The organism is Shewanella pneumatophori (assembly GCF_023283895.1).
Lineage (GTDB): Bacteria > Pseudomonadota > Gammaproteobacteria > Enterobacterales > Shewanellaceae > Shewanella > Shewanella pneumatophori.
Genome location: NZ_JAKILB010000006.1, coordinates 125,926 through 149,416, shown reverse-complemented (window position 1 = coordinate 149,416; position 23,491 = coordinate 125,926). Strand labels below are relative to the sequence as shown.

Genomic DNA, 23,491 nt, shown 5'->3' with positions numbered 1-23,491 from the left:
AACGTTGGATTCGACAAAAGATAATCCACTTTCCGTGCCAACTTTAATAAAACCCTAATATACAACAAGTTAAACAAAATATTAACTTTTACTTTCATTTATAAACTACGCATCATATTATTATTTTCACCAATTATTAGCGTGAAAGACTAAATTACTGTGAGAAAGCAATTTCAGCAAGATAACCTTATCGGTCAATCCAATGCTCTTTTAGAAGTCTTAGAGCACATTTCACAAGTTGCGCCGCTGTCTAAACCGGTACTAATAATTGGTGAGCGCGGCACAGGCAAAGAGCTTATCGCCGAGCGACTTCATTATTTATCAAAGCGTTGGGATCAAAGCTTTATAAAGCTCAACTGCTCATCACTAAGTGAAAATCTACTCGAAAGCGAACTTTTTGGCCATGACGCTGGTGCATTTACGGGGGCGAGTAAAAAACATGAAGGCCGTTTTGAGCGTGCCGATGGCGGCACTTTATTTTTAGATGAGCTAGCTAATACTTCTGGGCTCATTCAGGAAAAGCTACTGCGCGTAATTGAATATGGCGAGTTTGAACGAGTCGGTGGCAGTAAAACAGTACAAACCGATGTACGTCTTATCTGCGCTGCTAATGAAGACTTACCAACCCTTGCCGATGCAGGGGAATTTAGAGCCGATCTACTTGATAGATTAGCCTTTGATGTGATCACCCTGCCGCCTCTAAGACACAGAAGTGAAGACATCATGCCACTCGCTGAATATTTTGCTGTTGGTATGGCACGTCAGCTAAAGCTGGAATTGTTTGAAGGCTTCAGTAATAACGCTATTCAACAATTAATGGAGTATCAATGGCCTGGTAATATTCGTGAGCTTAAAAACGTGGTAGAGCGCAGCGTGTATCGTAATGCTGACTGTCACAGCGCTATCGAACAGATTATTATTGATCCTTTTGCTTCACCATACCGACCGACAAAGCGCGTTAAAACCAAAGAACGTCAGCAACCCGGTACAACAGAACAGTCAACAATAAATACTGAGCAGACGAGCGAAGTAAGTGCTAACCCAAATGGGCAATCTAGCAATAATAATCACGCTTCAATTAGCTTCCCAATAGACTTTAAAACTCACTGCGAACAAAACGAAACACTTATTTTAAAACAAGCCTTAGAAGCCGGGCAATTTAACCAAAAGAAAACAGCTGAACTACTAGGCTTGAGCTACCATCAGCTGCGCGGGATCTTAAAGAAATACAACTTACTGGATAAATAATTGCTGTTAACTGTTAGGCACTGTTAAAATAGCTATTAATATTCAGCTCAAAAATGATTTCTTAATGATACAGCTGCTAAAGAGCATAAAGCTGACTGCTGCTATTGCACCGTTCAGCTTGTTACTCACTGCCTGTGGCCCTCAGCAAGTTCCTGCTGGTTTGGTCTATTGCTCTGAGGGAAACCCAGAAACTTTTAACCCGCAATTGGTCACATCAGGCACCACAATTGATGCAACGTCGCAGCAGTTATACGACAGCCTAATTGATTATGATCCAGTTTCTGGTGAACTTGTTCCTGCACTCGCTAGCTCATGGGAAACATCAGCTGATGGTTTAAGTTATCGCTTTAAACTTCGACCAGGTGTGCAGTTTCATCATACAGATTGGTTTACACCAACTCGCACTTTCAATGCAGATGATGTCATTTTCTCGTTCAATCGCATCATAAACAGCGAAAATGCTTATCATTCAGTGTCTCAAACTGGTTATCCTTTTTTTCAAAGTATTGGTTTTAACGAGCAAGTCACGCATATTGAAAAAGTGGCCGATGATGAAGTGATATTTCATCTAAATCAAACTAATGCCTCTTTTTTAGCCAATTTAGCAACCGGCTTTTCAGTGATCCTATCAAAGGAATATGCTGATAACTTACTTGCGAAAGGCACACCAGAACTTTTAGATAGAAACCCCGTTGGTACAGGACCGTTTAAACTAGTTAACTACGCAAAAAACGAATTTATTCGTTATCACCGCAATGAAAAGTTTTGGCGCACTCTGCCAGAGTTTGAGCAGTTAGTGTTTAACATTACGCCACAAAGTAGTGCTCGTTTAACTAAGTTAATCACCGGGGATTGCAGCGTCTCAGCCCTGCCAAAAGCCGGTGAGTTACCCGTTATAAAGCAGCACCCGAGTCTAGAGCTTGACACTCAACTAGGATTCAATGTTGCATTTTGGGCGTTTAACACCCAAAAGCCACCATTTGATGACGTACGAGTACGTCAAGCATTAGCTTATGCGGTAGATAAACAAAATATTTTACGGGCTGTGTACCAAGAAACCGCTATCAAGGCGACTGGCATGCTGCCACCGCAATCGTGGGCATATAATTACAACAAAAGTAGTTATCAATATAACCCTGACAAATCGCGTGCTTTGCTAGCTGATGCAGGTATTAAAGAGTTAACTATCGATATTTGGGCAATGCCTGTAGCACGAATTTATAACCCTAACGCGCTTAAAACTGCTGAGTTAATCCAAGCTGATTTGGCAAATATTGGCGTCAACGTCAATATCATCACCTATGACTGGAGCGTGTTTAACCAAAAGCTCAACCGCAATAATTATGACTCGGTATTAATCGGCTGGAACGCCGACAATAGCGACCCTGATAATTTCTTCTCACCAATCATGAGCTGTGCATCGTTAACATCATCGAGCAACCGTGCTCAATGGTGTAGCCAAGAAATGGACGCCCTTTTGAATAATGCCAAAGCCACAACCGTAGAGTCGGAGCGTAAGGCCTTGTACCAACAAGCTGAAGCCTTATTTAATGAACATGTGCCTATGATGACTTTTGCTCACGCGACCCAGCTTACATTTAAGAGCAAAGCGGTTAAACAAACTCAGCTCACACCATTTGGTGGGATCTCTTTTGAAAACGCTAAAACTGTCGCTATAAAAGGAGATTTATAATGGGTCGTTATCTCCTTCGCAGATTAAACTTGTTTTTAGCAACCACTTTAGCTTTGGTAACTGTGTTGTTTATCACCACAGGTTATTTCCCAGTGAGCAAACCCTTCGCGCTGAGCGGCATTGCAACGCCAACTGCTGAGCAGTTAACCCAAATTGAAAACAATTACCAATTAAACGGCAATCAACTGCAACAATTTATCGCTTATGCGCAAACCCGCTTAAGCGGTGATTTAGGCTTGTCAGTTACCTCACAGCGACCGGTAATTGAAGAGCTTACTCAAGCACTACCTGCTTCGTTCGAGTTAGCGATAGTATCGGGCATTATCGCAGTATTACTTGGGGTGCCTTTAGGCGTATTGGCGTCACTCAGCAAAAACAAAATTACTCAGCACAGCATCATGGCTATAACGTTAACCGGTTACTCAATCCCAGTATTTTGGCTCGGGCTAACGCTATCATTATGGTTTGGAGTTGAGCTTGGCTGGCTACCTGTATCTGGGCGTATAAACCTCTTATACGAAATCGAACCTGTAAGTGGCTTTATGCTTATCGATACCCTTTTATCAGATTCTGCATACCGTATATCGGCATTTAAAGACGCGGTATTTCATATTATTTTACCCGCGATTACGTTAGCGGTATTACCCTTCACTGTCGTGGTGCGTATTACTCGCTCAGCCATGCTGAGCATTATGGAGCAGCCTTATATTAAGGCGGCAGAAGCACGTGGTTTACATACAGGTACCATTGTTTTGCGCCATGCACTGCCAAACGCGCTTATTCCGGTACTAAAAAATATGGGCTTAATGTTAGGAACCTTTGCAAGTTACGCCATGATCGTTGAGGTGATCTTCTCACGCCAAGGTGTAGGCAGTTGGTTAGTATCAGGTATTTATCAACGAGATTACACCGTGATTCAAGGCGGCGTATTAGGCGTAGCACTTATCATCATCTTCTTTAGTATTTTAATTGAAGTGCTACATAATGCTTATAATCCGCTAAGTAGGAAAGAAATCTATGCCGCGAATTAGAATTTATCAAGAAGACCATATCGCCTCACCTATGCAGAAAGTATGGCAAGCATTTGCTGATAATCCTTTTGCATTAATGGGCCTTTGGGCTGTGTGCTGTTTATTGACCTTAGCGATTTTTGGTCCTTGGATTGCCCCTTTCTCTCCAGAGCAACAAGATCCGTCGGCGTTATTACTGCCACCATCTTGGGATGCCAGTGGCACTGTAGAGCACTTTCTTGGCACTGATGATTTGGGCAGAGACATTTTCAGCCGCTTACTACATGGTGCTCACCTGACCTTCGGCATGGCGCTCGCTATCGTACTCGCCTCTTTACTTGTTGGCTTTGTCATAGGTTCTATTTCAGGCATGATGAAGGGGCTTAAATCATCGATTTTAAGCCACTTATTAGATGCCTTGCTTTCAATTCCATCTTTGCTATTGGCAATCTTAGTGGTTGCTGTAATGGGACCAGGGTTAGACAATGTATTTTGGGCTGTTGGTATTGCCCTCACACCACAGTTTGTCAGAGCCATTCACCAAGCTGTTCACGAAGAACTGCAAAAAGACTACGTGACTGCTGCAAAACTTGATGGTGCGAATTCTATTCAAGTTTTTTGGTACGTGATTATGCCTAACGTATGGGAAACAGTGATCATTCAAACAACACTCGCAATTTCTGCCGCTATTCTTGACATTGCTGCCCTAGGTTTTTTAAACCTAGGCGCGCAAGCCCCCAGTCCTGAATGGGGTGCGATGGTGTCTCAAGGACTGGATAATCTATTAACCGCACCTTGGACGGTCACTATACCTGGAGTCGCTATTTTATGTAGCGTACTTGCCATTAACTTAGTTGGCGACGGCTTAAGATCGGCGTTATCGCCCATCAGAAATTAATATTATGCCATTACTCGATATTCGTAATCTTACCATTGAGTTAGACACACCTCATGGGCGTGTTAAAGCACTTGAGCGTGTAAGTTTAATGATTAATCCAGGCGAGCTACACGCCCTAGTTGGTGAATCAGGCTCTGGCCGCACTCTGCTTGCACGTGCCATTTTAGGTGTGCCAGGCCATAACTGGACCATCACCGCAGATCGTATGATGTGGGATGGCCAAAACCTAATGGATATGTCGCCTAAACAGCGTCGTAACTTGATGGGCAGCGAAATTGCAGTGATTTTCCAAGACCCAATGGGAAGCCTTGACCCTGCAATAACTGTCGGCAGCCAACTTATTGAAGCAATGCCACAAGACAAGCAAGTTTCTTTTTGGAAACGGAATAAAGCACGTAAGGCAATCGCACAAAAGTGGCTGCACAAAGTCGGTATCAAAAACACCGAGGAAGTCATGAGTAGCTACGCTTGGGAGCTCTCTGCAGGCGAATGCCAAAAAGTGATGATTGCGATGGCCATTGCCAATCAACCACGATTACTGATCGCCGATGAACCTACAGACTCAATGGAGCTAAGCACTCAGGCACAAATTTTCAGGCTACTAAGTAAATTAAATCAGCTGCATAGTGTATCTATCTTACTTATTAGTCATGAGCTTGAAACGCTTTCAGGTTGGTGCGATCAATTAACTGTGTTGTATTGCGGCCAAGTGATGGAGTCAGGACCGACAGCAGAAGTTCTTGAGCAGCCATTTCATCCTTATACCAAGGCGTTACTTGATAATATGCCAGACTTTTCAGGCGGACTTGCTCATAAATCAGTGATGCAGACTCTGCCAGGCTCGTCACCGGCTTTGCAACATTTGCCTATTGGTTGTCGCCTCGGGCCACGCTGCCCGCAAGCGCAAAAGCGCTGTGTGAGCAAACCAAGCTTATGCCACCAAAAAGACCGCTATTTTGCTTGTCATTTCCCCTATAACAGTGAGCCATGTAATGACGACCCCACTTCTTAAAGTCAATGATCTCAGCAAAAGCTACTATGCGGGATATAAACGCTTTAAACGCCAATATAATCATGCATTATCGCCAGTTTCATTTGAACTAAATCAAGGTGAAACCCTCGCTATTGTGGGTGAAGCGGGCTCTGGTAAAAGTACCATTGCGCGGATTTTAGTCGGCGCAGAAATTCGCAGTGGCGGTGAGATCTTTTTTGAAGGTGAAGCTTTGGAAAAGCGTGATTTAAAACAGCGCTGCCGCTTAATTCGGATGATTTTCCAAGATCCAAACACCTCGCTTAATCCTAGGCTGACCATTGGTGAGCTTTTAGATGAGCCGTTAAAGTTTAATACTCAGCTCGACAAAAATGAAAGAAAAGCATTAGTTATTGATAAGCTGAGAAAAGTCGGCTTGCTGTCTGAACATATTGAGTTTTATCCGCATATGATTTCTGAGGGGCAAAAGCAGCGAGTTGCGGTCGCGCGTGCATTAATGCTCGACCCTAAAATCATCATTGCTGACGAAGCCCTCACAGCACTTGATCTATCAGTACGTTCGCAGATACTAAACTTACTTCTCGAATTACAGCAAGAGATGGGACTATCTTATATCTTCGTATCCCATAATATGAATATCATTCGCCATGTTAGCGATAAAATTATGGTATTGAAAAAAGGTGTTATGGTTGAGAAAGCGACGACTGAGCAACTCTTTAATGCGCCACAACATGAGTACACCCAAAGATTAATTCAAGAGCAGAGCTTATTCACTCGTAAAAAGTAAAAGTAAGCTTGTTCATGTGTATAAAGCCTACACAATTATGCGGTGGTGCAGTTAAAAAGCGAATGAATCAAATGAGCGAAACTGCTCCAACCACTGCTAAAAAGGCCCATTTTCAACAAAAATAAGTGCCATTTTATATTGGTTTAATTATCCTAAAGACAATTTTTTAAGAGAATCAAAAAATATGATCATCAAACCTAGAATCCGTGGCTTCATTTGTACTACGACCCACCCTGTTGGCTGTGAAGCTAACGTACTTGAGCAAATAAACTTTACCAAAGCAAAAGGTAAAATAACCAACGGCCCTAAAAAGGTTTTAGTTGTTGGTTCATCAAGTGGTTACGGTCTGTCTTCGCGCATTACAGCTGCCTTTGGTAGCGACGCAGCCACGTTAGGTGTGTTTTTTGAAAAGCCAAGCTCTGAGACCAAACCAGGAACTGCCGGTTGGTATAACTCAGCGGCATTCGACAAGTTTGCTAAGGCTGAAGGCCTGTATTCTAAAAGCATCAACTGTGACGCATTTAGCCATGAAGCTAAGCAAAAAGCGATTGAGATTATCAAGCAAGATCTAGGTCAAGTTGATATGGTGGTTTACTCACTCGCATCACCAGTCCGTAAAATGCCTGATAGCGGTGAGCTTATTCGTTCATCACTTAAACCTATTGGTGAAACCTACACAGCGACTGCAGTTGATACCAATAAAGACCTAATCATCGAAGCAAGCGTAGAGCCGGCGACTGAGCAAGAGATTGCCGATACAGTAACGGTAATGGGCGGTGAAGACTGGGAATTATGGATGCAGGCGCTATCAGAAGCTGGTGTTCTTAGCGATAACTGCAAAACCGTTGCTTACAGCTACATTGGTACCGAGCTTACTTGGCCAATCTACTGGCACGGCGCACTAGGTAAGGCCAAAATGGATCTTGACCGTGCAGCTCACGCACTAGATGCAAAGCTTTCTGCTACTGGTGGCAGCGCCAATGTTGCAGTGCTTAAGAGTGTTGTTACTCAAGCAAGCTCAGCAATTCCTGTTATGCCACTTTACATTGCCATGGTGTTCAAAAAGATGCGTGCAGAAGGCCTACATGAAGGCTGTATCGAGCAAATAAGCCGCATGTTTAACGAGCGTTTATATAAAGCTGATGGCTCAACTGCGGATGTTGACGACTCAAATCGTTTACGTCTTGATGACTGGGAACTGCGTGAAGAGATCCAGCAGCATTGTCGTGATATGTGGCCACAAGTAACCACTGAAAATCTATCTGAACTAACTGATTACCGTGAATATAAGGAAGAATTCCTTAAACTGTTCGGTTTTGGTGTAGAAGGTATTGATTACGAAGCAGACGTTAACCCACACGTTGAGTTTGATGTCGTTTGTATCTAAAGATTAGCTCTAACCATAAGAGCTGACCATAAAACGCCGTAATCATTGATTGCGGCGTTTTTTATTGCCGATAAAAACCGCCGACTGCGCTCTCCTCAATCAATACTTTTAAAAACTCCCGCCATCGCCTGGCAGATAAGATCCTACAGTATGAGCATCACGCTTTTAATTAGCCGAAAGCGCCTCATATGCTTTGTCTTATCATTATTGGCTTGTCGAGCTGTCCAACGCAGAGGTTGGCAGCTAAAAACGCTCCGGAATACCGACTCACGATTTATACTGATTGGTATTACTACACAAACAGCCGAATTGAACTCAGCTAAGTAGAGCTGAATTTTAGACATAAAAAAACCGGCTATATTTAGCCGGTTTTTGCTACCTCGTTAGAGGCTATATGCTTACTGATGCCGTAATGCTAACTGCTACTCTGCAACAGGGTAAAGCACTTCACCCTTAGCCTTTAGAGAAGCAATAACTGCACGGTAATCATTTTCACTGTACTGAGAGCTTAAGCGTTGCTTAAGTGCATCTAACAAACCAGCGTCAACACCGTCTGCGGCATTTACTTGCTTAAGAACAATAACAGCATAACCGTTAGCGAGTGCAACAGTATCAACTGAAGCTTTACCTGCTGGTTGTGCCATAGCAAATGCTTTGTTCACAATCGCGCCATCAATTTCTTGATCAAAACGTGCAAGCTTAGCTTTTGCAATATAATCTGCTGTTACGCCAGATGCTTCAACTTCTGTCATAGCTTCTTGTGCTTGCTTACGCGCTGCTTCATTAGCTTGTTCTTGCTTTAAACGATTAGCGATAGCATTGCGTACGTCAGCTAATTCCATTGTGCCAGCAGCTTTATGAGAGTTAGCACGAATAACCACTACATGGTTTGGTGCAACTTCAAGTACATCACTGTTCATGCCATCAAGTAATACATTTGAAGAAAAGGCTTCTTTCAAAATGTCTGGCTTGCTAAACAATTCAGGTGCATTAGTACGTGTAAACTCAGGTGTAGTTTTCACTTCAACATCTAAATCTTTAGCCGCTTCAGCAAGAGTATCTGGCACTTCGTAGCTTGTATCAGCAAGGATTTGCTGCAATTCGTAGAACTTGTCTACCGCTTGCTTATCTTGCAGTTGCGCTACAATTTTATCTTTAACGTCTGCAAATGATGCTTGAGCGCCAGCTTGAATGTCTACTGCTTTAATGATGTGGTAACCAAAGTTAGTTTTCACAACATTTGAGTACTCACCTTTATTAAGCGCAAATAGTGCAGTATCAAACTCAGGCTCCATTACTCCCGCTTCAAACCAATCTAATTGGCCGCCTTGCTCACCACTGAAAGTATCTTCAGATTCTGTTTTTGCAAGCTCTGCAAAATCAGCACCGTCTTGAAGCTGTTTGTATATAGCCTCAGCTTTCGCTTTTGCAGCATCCTCGTCATCACCTAGTTGTACTAGGATATGAGCAGCTAAACGCTTTTCAGCTTGGGTGTAGTTAGCTTTGTGCTCGTCATAATAAGCTTGTGCATCTGCATCAGTGATCTTAACGTCTTTTGCTAGCTCATTCGCGTCAAGCTCAATGTAGTCAAGACTTACAACTTCTGGGCGTACAAACTGTGCAAGATTGGCATTATAGTAAGTTTGGATTTGCTCATCAGTTACACTGATCTCAGCCAAGAATGGCGTTGCATCAATGATTTTATAATCGATATCGCGAGTTTGACCTTGAAGATCTGCCACATACTGAGCTTCACCCGGTAATACAAACTCTGAACCCACTAATGTCGCAACAAGTTGACGACGAGTCATATCTGTACGCATCATGTCGCGGAATGTATTGGCTTGATAACCTAGCTGACGCAAAATAGCTTGATAACGATCGTTATCAAATACACCGTCAGTTTGGAATGCAGGCTCAGCCAGAATCGCAGCTTTAATCTGCTCATCAGATACGCGCAAGCCTAGCTCTGCAGCGTTTTGGTCAAGCAGTTTTTCTGCAACCAAACGTTCTAATACGCTTTGCTTTACGCTCTGCATGTAGTTGTCATCAGCTGAAAGTGTAGCGAACATGTCACCTAACTGCTGTTCTAAACGACCACGCTCATTTTGATATGCTTGTTCTAAAGCTGAGTTGCTGATCTCTTCACCATTCACGGTAGCAGCTGCAACCTCAGTTGAAGAACCCAAATAACTACTCACACCTGTAAATGCAAAAGAAAGTATCACTAGGATTAGAATGCTTTTAGCAATAACCCCTTGTGAGCCTTCGCGAATCTTTTCTAACATCAGACTTCTCGCTTGTTGCGATTAATATAATAAAAAGGCGCATCACTGTTTGGATGCGCCTTTTTGTAATTTAAAGGAGAGGAAATGTTCCCTTTGAAACTCCCGATGACAAAATTAAGTTATTCCTTAATTTATGCCCTTTCTATTTGTAAAAAGCACTGTTTAAACAGTGCTTTTTTACAATAGCCTTACAAAAGGCTGCATTGCTAACTTTTATTTAGTTAACAGCGTCTTTTAGAGCTTTACCAGCTTTAAATGCTGGGATGTTAGCTGCAGCGATTTTGATCTCTTTACCCGTTTGTGGGTTACGACCAGTGCGCTCAGCGCGTTGACGCACTTCGAAAGTACCGAAACCAACAAGAGCAATCTTATCGCCTTCTTTAAGGCCGTCAGTAACAGCGCCGATGAAAGAGTCTAATGCACGGCCAGCAGCCGCTTTAGAAATGTCAGCACCAGAAGCGATTTTCTCGATTAGTTCAGATTTGTTCATGTCATCCCCTTGAATGTAATTTGTGCGCCGCACCCAAATCCTTGTCTAGAGCGGTCTGCGGAGGCTTTTTATAACAAGCTTAGAACCAAAGTTCAAGCCTTATAGGAAAACCAAAGAAATAAATTAGGATACTACTCAAAACCAGTCACTCCAAGGGCTGGAGCGACTGACTCTCCACAGACTTAGGCTACCACAGCTTGATACTTAGGTAAGCACCTTTTTACTGTTTTTTTCAAGCAATCCCGCAATTTATTGCGTTAGTCCACGTTTTAGACGACTTCAAAGCCTTCAACTGGTCGTTCAAGCGCCAATTTAAGAACTTCATCAACCCACTTCACAGGGTGGATCTGTAAGTCTGCAATTACGTTTTGTGGAATTTCTTCCAAATCACGTTCGTTTTCTTTTGGAATTAGCACTACTTTGGTGCCGCCACGGTGCGCAGCTAAAAGTTTTTCTTTTAATCCACCAATTGGCAATACTTCACCGCGAAGGGTAATTTCACCGGTCATCGCCACATCTGCGCGAACAGGGTTACCGGTTAGGCTTGAAACCAACGCAGTACACATTGCTGCACCTGCTGATGGACCATCCTTTGGTGTTGCCCCTTCTGGTACGTGTACGTGAATATCACGTTTTTCGTAAAAGTCTGGGTTAATACCAAGCTGTTCAGCGCGAGCACGTACAACTGTCATTGCCGCTTGGATAGACTCTTGCATCACGTCACCCAGCGAGCCGGTATAAGTCAGCTTGCCTTTACCTGGTACAGAGGTCGCCTCAATTGTCAGTAAATCACCACCAACTTCTGTCCACGCTAAACCAGTAACTTGGCCAATTTGGTTGTTTGATTCAGCTTTACCGTAATCACAACGCTGCACACCTAAGAATGACTTCAGGTTGTCTTGATTAACTTCAACATGCTTAATGCTCTTATCAAGCAGAATTTGCTTAACCACTTTACGGCAAATCTTCGACAGCTCGCGCTCTAACGCACGTACGCCCGCTTCACGAGTGTAGTAACGGATAATGCCGATAATAGCACTATCATCAACAGTCACTTCTTTTGCTTTTAAGCCGTTACGTTCAATTTGCTTTGGCAACAAGTGTTGCTTGGCAATATTGAGCTTTTCATCTTCGGTATAACCCGACAGACGAATCACTTCCATACGGTCAAGTAGTGGACCCGGAATATTCATTGAGTTAGATGTTGCAACGAACATTACATCAGATAAGTCGTAATCGACCTCCATGTAGTGATCGCTAAATGCTGAGTTTTGCTCAGGATCTAAGACCTCTAAAAGCGCAGAAGCTGGATCGCCACGCATATCACTGCTCATCTTATCGATTTCATCAAGCAGGAATAATGGGTTTTTAACGCCCACTTTAGACATCTTTTGAATCACTTTACCCGGCATAGAACCAATATAAGTACGGCGATGACCACGGATCTCCGCTTCATCACGCACGCCACCTAATGCTACGCGCACATACTTACGGCCAGTCGCTTTTGCAATCGACTGACCCAGCGATGTTTTACCTACACCTGGTGGGCCGACTAGACACAGAATTGGACCTTTCAGCTGCTTAACACGGCTTTGAACCGCGAGATATTCTAAAATACGCTCTTTGACTTTCTCAAGACCAAAGTGATCGGTATCAAGCACGTCTTGCGCTTTAGCGAGGTCACGCTTGATTTTAGAGCGCTTATGCCAAGGTACAGACACCATCCACTCAACGTAGCTTCTAACTACCGTTGCTTCAGCAGACATTGGCGACATCATTTTTAGCTTATTGAGTTCAGCAGAAGCTTTTTCTTTTGCCTCTGCAGGCATTTGTGCCTCTTCAATCTTTTTCGCTAAACTTTCAAACTCATCGTGAGACTCGTCAATATCGCCAAGCTCTTTTTGAATAGCTTTCATTTGCTCATTCAAATAGTACTCGCGCTGACTTTTCTCCATCTGCTTTTTAACACGGCTACGAATGCGCTTTTCAACCTGTAGTAGGTCGATTTCAGCTTCCATCATCGCCATTAGATATTCAATGCGTTCACTTACATTGACCATCTCTAGCACTGATTGCTTGTCTTCAAGCTTCAGTGGCATATGAGCAGCCATAGTGTCTGCAAGTCTTGCAGCTTCGTCGATACCCGATAGTGACGTTAACACCTCTGGCGGGATCTTTTTATTGAGCTTGATATAGCCTTCAAATTGGCCAACTGCTGAGCGAACTAGCACTTCCTCTTCTTTTTCAGATAGAGGCTCAGACTCAAGATAATGAGCTGTCGCTTGGAAGATATCGTCTTGATCGATATAGTTGTCAATACGAGCTCGCTGCCCGCCTTCAACTAATACCTTTACGGTACCGTCTGGCAATTTTAATAGCTGTAAAATTGACGCAACAGTACCAACGTCAAAGATATCGTCGCTTGTAGGATCGTCCAACTCAGCATCACGCTGAGCGACTAAAATAATTTGCTTGCCTTGCTCCATTGCTTTTTCTAAGCAACGAATAGACTTTTCTCGACCGACGAATAACGGAATTACCATATGGGGATAAACCACCACATCTCTTAGTGGCAGTACGGGTAGTTCGATTCGCGCATCACGCTCTAGGGTCATAGCTCGATTCCGTTTTTTATGATTACTAATGAGTATATTGGGATGATTAAATAGGTTTCAATGGTGAAAAACAATTAATTAAAGAAGTGTACAAAAAAGGAGCCATATTGGCTCCTTTTAATCTTTTTAACTATCGTTGATAGCTTATTCAGCTGTTGCTGCTTGGGTTTCATTATTGGCATAAATCAGGATAGGTGTCGATTCACCTTTCACTACTGATTCATCGATAACCACTTTAGCAACATCGTCAGTTGATGGCAGGTCGTACATGATATCAAGTAAGATCCCTTCAACAATTGAACGTAGGCCACGAGCACCAGTCTTACGAGTCTGAGCTTTCAGTGCAATCGCTTTTAATGCATCTTCTCTAAATTCAAGTTCAACGCCTTCCATCTCAAACAATGCTGCAAACTGTTTAGTAATCGCATTTTTTGGTTGAGACAAAATTTGGATCAATGCTTCATCATCAAGTTCAGCCAGTGTAGCTAAAACAGGTAAACGACCAATGAACTCTGGAATTAGACCAAACTTCACTAAATCTTCAGGCTCAACCTCTAGAAGTCTATCAGAGATATTCTTCTTATCCGCTTCGCCTTTCACCTGAGCACCAAAACCGATCCCCGTGCCTACGTGTGCACGTTGCTCAATCACCTTTTCAAGGCCAGCGAATGCACCACCACACACGAATAAGATCTTAGAAGTATCAACCTGTAAGAACTCTTGTTGTGGATGCTTACGACCACCTTGTGGTGGAACCGCTGCAACTGTACCTTCAATAAGCTTTAAAAGCGCTTGCTGAACACCTTCACCAGAAACATCGCGAGTAATTGATGGGTTATCAGACTTACGACTGATTTTATCAATTTCGTCAATATAGACGATACCACGCTGTGCTTTCTCTACATCGTAGTCGCACTTTTGTAGTAACTTCTGAATGATGTTCTCAACATCTTCACCAACATAACCAGCTTCGGTTAATGTCGTTGCATCTGCCATAGTAAATGGCACATCAAGGAAACGCGCTAACGTTTCAGCTAAAAGTGTTTTACCGCTACCCGTAGGGCCAATAAGCAAGATGTTACTCTTACCTAATTCAACACCGTCTTTCGGGCTAGCATTTCTCAAGCGCTTGTAGTGATTGTACACCGCGACAGAGAGGACTTTCTTAGCTTTATCTTGACCGATCACATAGTCGTCCAAATGAGCTCTTAACTCATGTGGCGTTGGCAATCTGTCCTGATCTTGCTTCGGTGAAATCTCTTTGATTTCTTCTCTAATAATGTCGTTGCAGAGTTCAACGCACTCATCACAAACATATACAGAAGGCCCAGCGATGAGTTTTCTTACTTCATGCTGGCTCTTACCACAAAAAGAGCAGTACAGCAGTTTTCCGCCGTCACCGTTACCTTTGTCTTCACCCATTACTTTACCTCTGTTTGCAGTCAATCTACTGCGTGGATCTTTTTAATACTTCCTTTCTATGAGCATAGCTCAGAGGAGAGTAAAAATCAGTCTCGTTTTGTCATCACTGAATCGACTAATCCGTATTCAGCGGCTTCTGAAGCACTCATAAAGTTATCACGATCAGTATCACGCTCAATTACTTCTAGAGGCTGACCAGTATGCTCTGCAAGCATAGTGTTTAACTTGTTCTTAATGCCTAAGATCTCTTGCGCATGAATAGCGATATCTGATGCTTGACCTTGGAAGCCACCTAATGGCTGATGGATCATCACTCTTGAGTTAGGTAAGCAATGGCGTTTGCCTGGTGCGCCGCCTGCTAACAAAAATGCGCCCATGCTTGCCGCTTGACCAATACATACTGTACTTACGTTCGGCTTAATAAACTGCATAGTATCGTAAATAGCCATACCCGCTGTCACGCTACCGCCTGGCGAGTTAATGTATAGGTAGATATCCTTATCTGGGCTCTCTGACTCCAAAAACAGTAACTGAGCAACGATAAGGTTAGCCATGTGTTCTTCAACTTGGCCAACTAGAAAGATTACTCGCTCTTTCAAAAGGCGAGAATAAATATCATATGAACGTTCACCTTTAGCTGTTTGTTCAACAACCATAGGAACGAGTGCGTTAAGTACTGATTCTGGCGCTTTGTGCATGATTAACTTCCCTAAATAAAAATGGCCCGCATGAGGAACCTCATACGAGCCATTATAAATGGCTAATAGCCATTTAAGTCAAGCGATGGTTACGCGCGACCGGTAGCCTTGTTCATAAATTCTTCAAACTGGACTGGTTTTTCAGTCAAAGTTGCAGTTTTTAACAAAGCTTCAACCGCTTGCTCTTCTAGAGCAACGTTGCGCATGTTTTGCATAAGTTCTTCGTTACCATTGTAGTATGCTACAACTTCACTTGGATCTTCGTATGCAGAAGCCATAGAAGCGATTAGCGCTTGAACGCGCTCGTCTTCAGCTTTTAGCTCGTTTGTTTTGATCACTTCGCCAAGTAGTAGGCCTACTTTAACACGACGTGTAGCTTGCTCTGTGAATAGGTCAGCTGGTAGCTCAGGCATGTTAGCAGCTTGGTCACCGAAACGTTGCATAGCTTGCTTGCGCAATACTTCAACTTCACCAGTGATTAGCGCAGATGGCAATTCGATGTCGTTTTGCTCAACTAGACCATTAAGCACTTGCTCTTTAACGTTTGCTTTAAGCGCTTGCTCAAGCTCACGGCTCATGTTCTTGCTGATTTCAGCGCGAAGAGCGTCGATACCGCCTTCAGTGATACCAAATAGAGTAGCGAATTCATCGTTAACTTCTGGAAGGTTAGCCGCTTGAACTTCAGTAAGAGTGATAGCGAAAGTTGCTACTTTACCCTTTAGGTTTTCAGCGTGGTAATCTTCTGGGAAAGTCACTTCGATATTGAACTCTTCACCCGCTTTGTGACCTTCAACACCAGATTCGAAACCTGGGATCATACGGCCGCTGCCTAGTTGAAGTTCGAAATCGTCAGCTTTGCCGCCTTCAAACTCTTCGCCGTCGATAGAACCAACGAAGTTAATCTTAGCTTTGTCGCCTTCTGCAGCTTCACGCTCAACAACTTCAAAAGTTGCGTGTTGCTTACGTAGCGTTTCAATCATCGCGTCAACATCAGCTTCTGTTACTTCAGCAGTTGGCTGTTCAACAGTGATAGACTCAAGACCTTTTAGCTCTACTTCTGGGTAGATTTCAAAAGTAGCAACAAACTCAAAGTTTTCGCCTTCAGTTGAACCAGCAGTTAACGTAGGTGCGCCAGCTGGGTTTAACTTCTCAGCAATGATTGCTTCAACGAAGTTACGCTGCATCACTTCACCAGTGATGTCTTGGCGAATTGCTTTACCATAACGCTTATTAATTACGCTTACAGGTACTTTTCCTGGACGGAAACCTGGGATACGGGCACGCTTAGCTTCGCTTTTTAATGCTTCTTTAACAGTGTTCTCGATCTGCTCAGCAGGTACAGAAATTGTTAGGCGACGCTCTAGGCCTTGTGTGGTTTCTACAGAAACTTGCATTTTTTTACCTCGAAATATGTCTATCGTCCTTTGCAATAGTCGAAAACTCAACTATTCAGGTATTCGTTTCTTGATCCATAAATTTAACCAAAATGCCCATAAATACTGACGATCGGCACAGGTATCTTTTAGTTGATAATTATCAAGACGCGACATTATAGCTATGGAATGCGCTCGAGTCGAGCCTCAAAGCGTGATTTACAGGCGTAAAAAAAGCGACCTAGGGTCGCTTTTTTTACTTCTTTACAGAAAGAGTGGGGTGACTGATGGGGTTCGAACCCACGACAACCGGAATCACAATCCGGGACTCTACCAACTGAGCTACAATCACCACAAAAATGGTACGCCCGGCAGGATTCGAACCTGCGGCCACCCGCTTAGAAGGCGGGTGCTCTATCCAACTGAGCTACGGGCGCTCGGTAATGAAAATAAATTCATTTCCTGAACTGGGCAACTAACGTTCCACGTTAGTCTAAATGTGGTCGGTGATAGAGGATTCGAACCTCTGACCCTCTGGTCCCAAACCAGATGCGCTACCGGGCTGCGCTAATCACCGAGTTTTGAAACTTAATGTAAAGTACGTTTTCACGCTGAGACACCCTTTACTGCTTCTTATCCTCACCAACAGCAATTCGCTGTCTCGCTGAGAACGGAGCGCATAGTATCCCCTCACCTAAAAGTCGTCAACGACTTTTTTCAAAAAACATGTTTGCATGATTACTTTATACACCATTTGAATCATGATTAAGCAAACTGCTAAAAATAACGGCTATTTCATTTTGAATTGAACAATTTTGGCAGCCTTTCAGTCGCATACTACATAAAACAGACGTATTAAGCTCTTATCAGCAACACCGAGACTTACTCGCTATTATCCGTATTTTAGAATTGACTGTTAATTACCTAAACCAATGACACTTTTATCCTGTCCTGTTAAAATGTCTCCGTTTTCCATTATCGCGCCGTATAAAGGACACCAACCCCAATGACAGCCCAAAACATCGATGGTAAGGCCATTGCCCAATCCATTCGAACGCAACTCAAAGATAAAGTAACCGCCCGCAAAGAGGCTGGTCTAAGAGTCCCTGGTTTAGCCGTAATACTTGTAGGAGCAGATCCTGCCTCACAAGTTTATGTTGGTAGTAAGCGTAAAGCCTGTGAAGAAGTTGGCTTTATGTCTCGCTCATATGATTTAGATAGCAGTACCTCTGAAGAAGCACTTTTATCATTAATTGATGAATGTAATAACGATCCAAGCATCGACGGGATCTTAGTACAGTTGCCATTGCCTGAACATATTGAAGAATCAAAAGTCATCGAACGTATTCGTCCAGATAAAGATGTTGATGGCTTCCACCCGTATAACGTTGGCCGTTTAGCACAACGTAGCCCGGTGCTACGTTCATGTACGCCAATGGGGATCATGACATTACTTAAGGCTACCGAAGTTGATACTTACGGTTTAGACGCACTGGTTGTTGGTGCCTCTAATATTGTCGGCCGCCCTATGGCACTAGAACTTCTACTTGCTGGTTGCACCACTACTATCTGCCATCGTTTTACTCGCAATCTTGAAGATAAAGTAAGACGTGCTGACCTAGTGGTAGTTGCCGTAGGCAAGCCTGGCTTTATTCCTGGTGATTGGATTAAGCCTGGTGCAGTTGTAATCGACGTGGGGATTAACCGCCTTGAAAACGGTCAGCTGGTTGGCGATGTAGAATTTGATGTTGCTGCGCAGCACGCAAGCTTTATCACCCCGGTTCCTGGTGGTGTTGGTCCTATGACTATCGCAAGTCTGCTAGAAAACACCTTATACGCTTGTGAGCAGTATCACGACTAGCTCACTCAAAAAGCTATTCAACTTAAATATTACCTACCAGAATATTTAAGGTATAAAAAAGCCTGCAGATGCAGGCTTTTTTGTGTTTTATCGTTCAATTTTTCGCGAAGAATTACTTCTTACGCCAAGTCGTACCTTCAGGGCCATCTTCTAAGATCACGCCGAGAGCATTTAAGCCGTCACGTGCGACATCAGCTGCTGGCCAGTCTTTTTCTGCACGAGCACGGTTACGCTCAGCAATCAAAGCTTCAATTTGTGCTACTTCGTCGTCACTACCTTCACCTTTAAAGAAGGTATCAACGTCTTGACCTAGAATTCCAAGCACGTCAGCGAGTTCTTTAAGCGCAACACCTAACGCAGACGCTTTAGCCATGTCAGTTAGTTTAAGGCGGTTGATCTCGCGTACCATGTCAAACAACACAGAGTAAGCTTCTGGTGTATTAAAGTCATCATCCATTGCCGACTTAAACTTAGCCACAAACTCTTCAGCTGGTGCAGCCTCAACAGTTAAATCAAGATCTTTAAGGGCGGTGTAAATACGCTCAAGTCCTGATCTAGCTTGCTTTAAGTTTTCTTCAGAGTAGTTAAGCTGGCTACGGTAGTGACCAGACAACAAGAAGTAACGAACAGTTGCCGCATCGTAATGACCTAACACATCACGGATGGTGAAAAAGTTATTCAAAGACTTTGACATCTTTTCTTTATCAACCATCACCATACCTGTATGCATCCAGTAGTTTACATATGGCGTGTCGTGGGCACAGCAAGACTGAGCAATCTCGTTTTCATGGTGCGGGAACTGCAGATCTGAGCCACCGCCATGAATGTCAAAATGGGTACCTAAATGTTTGCTGTTCATCGCAGAACATTCAATGTGCCAACCTGGACGACCTGGCCCCCATGGCGACTCCCATGTTGGCTCGCCTGGTTTAGACATTTTCCACAATACGAAATCCATCGGATCGCGCTTGGCGTCTTCAACTTCAACGCGAGCACCGGCTTGCAACTGCTCTAGGTTTTGACCAGACAAACGACCGTATTCAGGGAAAGAAGAAACGCTAAACAGTACGTCACCATTCGATGCAACATAAGCATGTTCGCGCTCAATAAGTCTTTCAACCATGTCGATAATTTCAGCCATGTGCATAGTCGCACGAGGCTCATTATCTGGGCGCGCCATGTTTAATGCATCGAAATCACGGTGCATCTCAGCGATTAATCGCTCGGTCAATGCATCACAACTTTCGTTGTTTTCATTTGCACGTTTAATAATTTTATCATCAACGTCAGTAATGTTACGTTGAAAGTTAACATCATAACCGCTGTATCTTAGGTATCTAACAATCATGTCAAAAGATACAAATGTACGTCCGTGGCCAATATGACATAAATCATAGATGGTCACCCCACACACATACATGCCAACCTTTCCTGGTTGTAATGGCACAAACTGCTCTTTTTGGCGGGTAAGACTATTGTAAAGCTTCAACATTGATTATTCTCTTCAACGACTATCTGTAAAAATGTGTTTGTCAGTCTACCATTGCCAAAGTAGCTGTTCCAAGCTGTTTTCGTGTTCTCACAACGCAAAAATGAGTAGATATGCTGTATTAAAGGAAGTTTGCGATCTTTGCCCTATTCTGACGGCCCTTTACATTCGACACATGATGATTATTCAACCGAGTTAAGCGGTTAATGCAGTTAATTATATAGTGCTGACACAGAGTGCTTTATGGAAGTTAGCAATTACGTTAGAATCCAGCCATTATTGACTACGTAATAAATGACGAGAGTTTTAAATATGATCACACTTCATACAAATCATGGTGAAATCAAATTAGCGTTAAACGCTGAAAAAGCACCTAACACAGCTGCTAACTTCGTTAACTATGTTAAAGAAGGCTTTTACGACGGCACTGTTTTTCACCGTGTAATTGATGGTTTCATGATCCAAGGTGGTGGTTTCACTGAAGATATGGGCCAAAAGCGTCCTAACGAAGCAATTGCCAACGAAGCAAACAACGGCTTATCAAACAAAACCGGTACTATTGCAATGGCGCGCACTTCTGATCCGCATTCAGCAACTGCACAGTTCTTCATTAACGTTGGCGACAACACTTTCTTAGACTTTAAGTCTGAGTCAGCGCAAGGCTGGGGTTACTGCGTATTTGGTGAAGTTACTGAAGGCATGGACGTTGTTAATAAGATCAAAGCGGTTAGCACTGGCAACCGTGGCATGCATCAAGATGTTCCTCTTGAAGCTGTTATCATCGAAAAAGTAACCATCGAAGAGTAATACTGCCTCGATGCGCACTTTATTTGTGGGCGATTTGCACTTAAGTGCTAATCGCCCCGATATCACCCAAGCTTTCCTTTCGTTTCTCGACACACAGCTTCACGACACTGATGCGTTATACATCCTTGGCGATCTCTTTGAAGTCTGGGTTGGAGACGATATCGCTGAACCTTTTGCAAATCAGCTTGCTGATGCCATTAAAAAGGCGTCTCTCACACTGCCGATCTATTTTATTCATGGCAACCGCGACTTTTTAATTGGTAAAGAGTTTGCTAAACGCAGCGGAATGACATTATTGCCAGAAGTACAAACGCTTGAGCTCTATGGCGTTTCTACAGTTGTTTTGCATGGCGACAGCCTTTGCACACTCGACAAAGCTTATCAGCGTTTTCGTAAGTTTCGTAATTTAGGCTGGGCAAAATGGCTTTATGCGCATTTACCTAAATCTAAGCGTCTTGATATTGCCACTAAGTTACGTAATAAAAGCCAGAGCAGTAATCAGCAAAAAAGTTACACCATCATGGATGTTGAACCAGATGCTGTAAATGAGCTGCTTAAAACGACTAATACACAGCAAATGATCCACGGCCATACACATCGACCAGCAATCCATGAATTAGACAAGGGTAAACGCCGGATTGTTGTTGGTGATTGGTACGAGCAAGGCAGTATGCTCAGTGTTAGCCAAGATAATGTCGAGCTAATTGAGCTACCTTTCGGCAAGTAATTCATACTTGCCGTTATTTCATATCCTAATACCACTCAACTTAAGTAATATCTGCGGTTACGCTTGCAACAGGTGAGCCACTATGAAACTTAAAATCATCGTCTTCAGCTAAAATAAGTTCAGCCTCTACAGCAGCAAAATGCGCAACTCGGTCACTAATATCTTCCTTTGCTATCGCTTGCGCCAAAGTTAGGTAGTCTTGATAATGGCGCGCTTCAGAGCGCAACAAAGATACATAAAACTTATTTAATTCATCATCTAAAAATGGAGCAAGTTTTGCAAAACGTTCGCAAGAGCGCGCTTCAATAAAAGCACCGACAATAAGTTTGTCAATTAACGTCGCCGGCTCGTGAGTTCTAACTTGCTTCATCATTCCCTTAGCGTAGCGACCAGCGCGAATATTTTGATAGTCAATCCCACGGTTTTGCATTATTTGCAGCACTTGTTCAAAGTGATGAAATTCTTCTTTAATCAAGCGCACCATCTTAGCGATGAGATCGTCACTTTGAGCGAAATCACTGCGGCCAATTAGCTCATTCGCTAACTCATTTTTCTTGCCACTTTTCGCCAAAAAATCTTCTATGCTTCTATTTTGATTATAAATAAACTCTTCATAAGGCTTAGCCCAATCTCGGAGGATTTGGCCACTCGCCTCATCAACCGCATATTTTCTCACCATAAACATCGCGGTCTGGGCAGCTTTAAGCTCGCAATTACAATGATCGATTAATAAACCGGTTAAATTCTCAGGTTTCTTGGCCTCTTCAATCCAACTATCTGGGGTTGAACATGTTAAAAAGGCGTTAATCGGCGCCAAAAGCTGCTGCATATTTCAATCCATTACTGCGGGTCAATAGAACGCTATTTTATCAGCAATTTGAAGCACAATCCTAGCTTAACGCCTATGCTTAAAGAGACAGGCTTGACTCTTAGCAGATTTTGTTCAATAAATAACCTTAGAGCTGTAACAAGTTCGTCTGCAGTTTGGCGAGCCAATTTAATAAAAAGTTAAATGCTAAACGAGGATAATTATAATGATATTGAATCACTTAATGGGGCTATACACTCATCCAAAAGAAGAGTGGCACACAATTGAGCAAAACCACGAAGCATTGCGCAGCAGTTTAAGTCATATCATCATCATCGCACTCATTCCTGCGGTCTGTTCTTTTATCGCTACATCACAAATCGGCTGGGACCTCGGCGTTGGTGAGCGTCAGTTTTTAACAACTGAAAGTGCAATGATCATGTCTACAGGGATGTATTTTGGGTTAATTGCCGGCGTTTTTGCCCTCGCTTATTTAGCGTTTTGGATGGCGAAAACCTTTGATGCTAAACCAAGCTATACCCAAGCATTAGAGCTCGCGGCTTATACCGCTACACCTCTGTTTATGGTTGGATTATCGGCGCTATATCCTACGCTTTGGTTTATTATGGTGATTGGACTTGCAGGGCTTGCCTACTCGGTTTATCTCCTTTACACCGGTGTACCAATTATTATGAACATCCCTGAAGAAAAGGGCTTTATTTACGCAAGTTCGGTTGTCACGGCAGGATTAGTGTTATTGGTAGGTTTAATGGCTTCAAGCGTGATCCTTTGGAGCATCGGCTTTGGCCCTATGTACCAGTAAGTTTATTGGCAGTGGTTATTTACAGACCCCTCTGCTTTTGACTGCTTAGTTTTAGTCAGGCTAAACCCAAGCAATT

At 43.1% G+C, this 23,491-nt stretch carries 19 protein-coding genes and 3 tRNA genes; 11 read left to right on the top strand and 11 right to left on the bottom strand.

Translation table 11 applies throughout. The features are described from left to right. Positions 1 to 159: 159 nt before the first annotated feature. The 7 genes from pspF (at position 160) to fabV (ending at position 8,014) form a co-directional block, all read left to right on the top strand. Positions 160 to 1,248 carry a phage shock protein operon transcriptional activator gene (gene pspF / locus L2740_RS11230; RefSeq protein WP_248950287.1) on the top strand — a complete coding sequence of 363 codons (1,089 nt, stop codon included), beginning with the start codon at positions 160 to 162 and terminating at the stop codon, positions 1,246 to 1,248. Between the two features lie 64 nt (positions 1,249 to 1,312). Further along, positions 1,313 to 2,941, top strand: a complete 1,629-nt coding sequence (locus tag L2740_RS11225; RefSeq protein WP_248950286.1) for an ABC transporter substrate-binding protein — start codon at positions 1,313 to 1,315, stop codon at positions 2,939 to 2,941. Next, positions 2,941 to 3,972, top strand: a complete 1,032-nt coding sequence (locus L2740_RS11220; RefSeq protein ID WP_248950284.1) for an ABC transporter permease — start codon at positions 2,941 to 2,943, stop codon at positions 3,970 to 3,972. The genes L2740_RS11225 and L2740_RS11220 overlap by 1 nt, the downstream gene beginning before the upstream one ends. Further along, positions 3,959 to 4,849 carry an ABC transporter permease subunit gene (locus L2740_RS11215; RefSeq protein WP_248950283.1) on the top strand — a complete coding sequence of 297 codons (891 nt, stop codon included), beginning with the start codon at positions 3,959 to 3,961 and terminating at the stop codon, positions 4,847 to 4,849. The genes L2740_RS11220 and L2740_RS11215 overlap by 14 nt, the downstream gene beginning before the upstream one ends. Before the next feature lie 4 nt (positions 4,850 to 4,853). After that, positions 4,854 to 5,861, top strand: coding sequence for a peptide ABC transporter ATP-binding protein (locus L2740_RS11210; protein WP_248950281.1), 1,008 nt, complete (start codon positions 4,854 to 4,856; stop codon positions 5,859 to 5,861). Beyond that, positions 5,842 to 6,627 carry an ATP-binding cassette domain-containing protein gene (locus tag L2740_RS11205; RefSeq protein ID WP_248950280.1) on the top strand — a complete coding sequence of 262 codons (786 nt, stop codon included), beginning with the start codon at positions 5,842 to 5,844 and terminating at the stop codon, positions 6,625 to 6,627. Before L2740_RS11210 ends, L2740_RS11205 begins: the two co-directional genes overlap by 20 nt. A gap of 184 nt (positions 6,628 to 6,811) precedes the next feature. Then, on the top strand, positions 6,812 to 8,014 hold the full coding sequence (fabV, locus tag L2740_RS11200; RefSeq protein ID WP_248950278.1) for an enoyl-ACP reductase FabV: 1,203 nt from the start codon (positions 6,812 to 6,814) through the stop codon (positions 8,012 to 8,014). Positions 8,015 to 8,436: 422 nt separating this feature from the next. Here fabV and L2740_RS11195 read toward each other — a convergent pair whose 3' ends face one another. From L2740_RS11195 to L2740_RS11155, 9 genes are all read right to left on the bottom strand, one after another. After that, complete coding sequence (locus tag L2740_RS11195) at positions 8,437 to 10,302, bottom strand: SurA N-terminal domain-containing protein (protein WP_248950277.1); 1,866 nt, start codon at positions 10,300 to 10,302, stop codon at positions 8,437 to 8,439. A gap of 217 nt (positions 10,303 to 10,519) precedes the next feature. Then, positions 10,520 to 10,807 (bottom strand): nucleoid-associated protein HU-beta, encoded by a 288-nt coding sequence (gene hupB / locus L2740_RS11190; RefSeq protein ID WP_220736800.1) that lies wholly within the window; start codon positions 10,805 to 10,807, stop codon positions 10,520 to 10,522. A 254-nt stretch (positions 10,808 to 11,061) separates the two neighbouring features. Next, positions 11,062 to 13,407 carry an endopeptidase La gene (gene lon / locus L2740_RS11185; RefSeq protein WP_248950276.1) on the bottom strand — a complete coding sequence of 782 codons (2,346 nt, stop codon included), beginning with the start codon at positions 13,405 to 13,407 and terminating at the stop codon, positions 11,062 to 11,064. A 144-nt stretch (positions 13,408 to 13,551) separates the two neighbouring features. Continuing rightward, positions 13,552 to 14,829: an ATP-dependent protease ATP-binding subunit ClpX gene (clpX, locus tag L2740_RS11180; protein ID WP_248950274.1), complete on the bottom strand. Its 1,278-nt coding sequence runs from the start codon at positions 14,827 to 14,829 to the stop codon at positions 13,552 to 13,554. An 86-nt stretch (positions 14,830 to 14,915) separates the two neighbouring features. After that, positions 14,916 to 15,527 (bottom strand): ATP-dependent Clp endopeptidase proteolytic subunit ClpP, encoded by a 612-nt coding sequence (gene clpP, locus L2740_RS11175; protein WP_248469408.1) that lies wholly within the window; start codon positions 15,525 to 15,527, stop codon positions 14,916 to 14,918. A gap of 89 nt (positions 15,528 to 15,616) precedes the next feature. Beyond that, positions 15,617 to 16,921, bottom strand: coding sequence for a trigger factor (gene tig / locus L2740_RS11170; protein ID WP_248469409.1), 1,305 nt, complete (start codon positions 16,919 to 16,921; stop codon positions 15,617 to 15,619). Between the two features lie 255 nt (positions 16,922 to 17,176). Next, a tRNA-His gene (locus tag L2740_RS11165) sits at positions 17,177 to 17,252 on the bottom strand. Positions 17,253 to 17,260: 8 nt separating this feature from the next. Next, positions 17,261 to 17,337 (bottom strand) — tRNA-Arg (locus L2740_RS11160). Between the two features lie 63 nt (positions 17,338 to 17,400). Next, a tRNA-Pro gene (locus tag L2740_RS11155) sits at positions 17,401 to 17,477 on the bottom strand. A gap of 429 nt (positions 17,478 to 17,906) precedes the next feature. On the opposite strand from L2740_RS11155, the gene folD reads away from it, so the two are divergent. Further along, the gene (gene folD / locus L2740_RS11150; RefSeq protein ID WP_248950272.1) at positions 17,907 to 18,761 is read left to right on the top strand and encodes a bifunctional methylenetetrahydrofolate dehydrogenase/methenyltetrahydrofolate cyclohydrolase FolD; all 855 of its coding nucleotides are present in this window, start codon (positions 17,907 to 17,909) and stop codon (positions 18,759 to 18,761) included. A 112-nt stretch (positions 18,762 to 18,873) separates the two neighbouring features. Here the strand turns inward: folD and cysS are convergent, their stop codons facing one another. Continuing rightward, complete coding sequence (gene cysS / locus L2740_RS11145) at positions 18,874 to 20,253, bottom strand: cysteine--tRNA ligase (protein ID WP_248950271.1); 1,380 nt, start codon at positions 20,251 to 20,253, stop codon at positions 18,874 to 18,876. 309 nt (positions 20,254 to 20,562) lie between these two features. Here cysS and L2740_RS11140 point away from each other — a divergent pair, with 309 nt between their 5' ends. Both L2740_RS11140 and L2740_RS11135 read left to right on the top strand, forming a co-directional pair. Further along, positions 20,563 to 21,057, top strand: coding sequence for a peptidylprolyl isomerase (locus tag L2740_RS11140; protein ID WP_248469412.1), 495 nt, complete (start codon positions 20,563 to 20,565; stop codon positions 21,055 to 21,057). A 10-nt stretch (positions 21,058 to 21,067) separates the two neighbouring features. Beyond that, positions 21,068 to 21,784 carry a UDP-2,3-diacylglucosamine diphosphatase gene (locus tag L2740_RS11135; RefSeq protein WP_248950270.1) on the top strand — a complete coding sequence of 239 codons (717 nt, stop codon included), beginning with the start codon at positions 21,068 to 21,070 and terminating at the stop codon, positions 21,782 to 21,784. Between the two features lie 40 nt (positions 21,785 to 21,824). Here the strand turns inward: L2740_RS11135 and miaE are convergent, their stop codons facing one another. Next, complete coding sequence (gene miaE / locus L2740_RS11130; protein ID WP_248950269.1) at positions 21,825 to 22,613, bottom strand: tRNA isopentenyl-2-thiomethyl-A-37 hydroxylase MiaE; 789 nt, start codon at positions 22,611 to 22,613, stop codon at positions 21,825 to 21,827. 205 nt (positions 22,614 to 22,818) lie between these two features. Between miaE and L2740_RS11125 the strand changes: the two genes are divergently transcribed. Further along, positions 22,819 to 23,415: a Yip1 family protein gene (locus tag L2740_RS11125; protein ID WP_248950267.1), complete on the top strand. Its 597-nt coding sequence runs from the start codon at positions 22,819 to 22,821 to the stop codon at positions 23,413 to 23,415. Positions 23,416 to 23,491 lie beyond the last annotated feature (76 nt).

Bases quoted from the DNA above. Each gene is read 5' to 3' on its own strand.
- L2740_RS11225 (WP_248950286.1), top strand. From the start codon at position 1,313: ATGATACAGCTGCTAAAGAGCATAAAGCTGACTGCTGCTATTGCACCG.
- L2740_RS11220 (WP_248950284.1), top strand. From the start codon at position 2,941: ATGGGTCGTTATCTCCTTCGCAGATTAAACTTGTTTTTAGCAACCACT.
- L2740_RS11215 (WP_248950283.1), top strand. From the start codon at position 3,959: ATGCCGCGAATTAGAATTTATCAAGAAGACCATATCGCCTCACCTATG.
- L2740_RS11210 (WP_248950281.1), top strand. From the start codon at position 4,854: ATGCCATTACTCGATATTCGTAATCTTACCATTGAGTTAGACACACCT.
- L2740_RS11205 (WP_248950280.1), top strand. From the start codon at position 5,842: ATGACGACCCCACTTCTTAAAGTCAATGATCTCAGCAAAAGCTACTAT.
- fabV (WP_248950278.1), top strand. From the start codon at position 6,812: ATGATCATCAAACCTAGAATCCGTGGCTTCATTTGTACTACGACCCAC.
- L2740_RS11195 (WP_248950277.1), bottom strand. From the start codon at position 10,302: ATGTTAGAAAAGATTCGCGAAGGCTCACAAGGGGTTATTGCTAAAAGC.
- lon (WP_248950276.1), bottom strand. From the start codon at position 13,407: ATGACCCTAGAGCGTGATGCGCGAATCGAACTACCCGTACTGCCACTA.
- clpX (WP_248950274.1), bottom strand. From the start codon at position 14,829: ATGGGTGAAGACAAAGGTAACGGTGACGGCGGAAAACTGCTGTACTGC.
- clpP (WP_248469408.1), bottom strand. From the start codon at position 15,527: ATGCACAAAGCGCCAGAATCAGTACTTAACGCACTCGTTCCTATGGTT.
- tig (WP_248469409.1), bottom strand. From the start codon at position 16,921: ATGCAAGTTTCTGTAGAAACCACACAAGGCCTAGAGCGTCGCCTAACA.
- folD (WP_248950272.1), top strand. From the start codon at position 17,907: ATGACAGCCCAAAACATCGATGGTAAGGCCATTGCCCAATCCATTCGA.
- cysS (WP_248950271.1), bottom strand. From the start codon at position 20,253: ATGTTGAAGCTTTACAATAGTCTTACCCGCCAAAAAGAGCAGTTTGTG.
- L2740_RS11140 (WP_248469412.1), top strand. From the start codon at position 20,563: ATGATCACACTTCATACAAATCATGGTGAAATCAAATTAGCGTTAAAC.
- L2740_RS11135 (WP_248950270.1), top strand. From the start codon at position 21,068: ATGCGCACTTTATTTGTGGGCGATTTGCACTTAAGTGCTAATCGCCCC.
- miaE (WP_248950269.1), bottom strand. From the start codon at position 22,613: ATGCAGCAGCTTTTGGCGCCGATTAACGCCTTTTTAACATGTTCAACC.
- L2740_RS11125 (WP_248950267.1), top strand. From the start codon at position 22,819: ATGATATTGAATCACTTAATGGGGCTATACACTCATCCAAAAGAAGAG.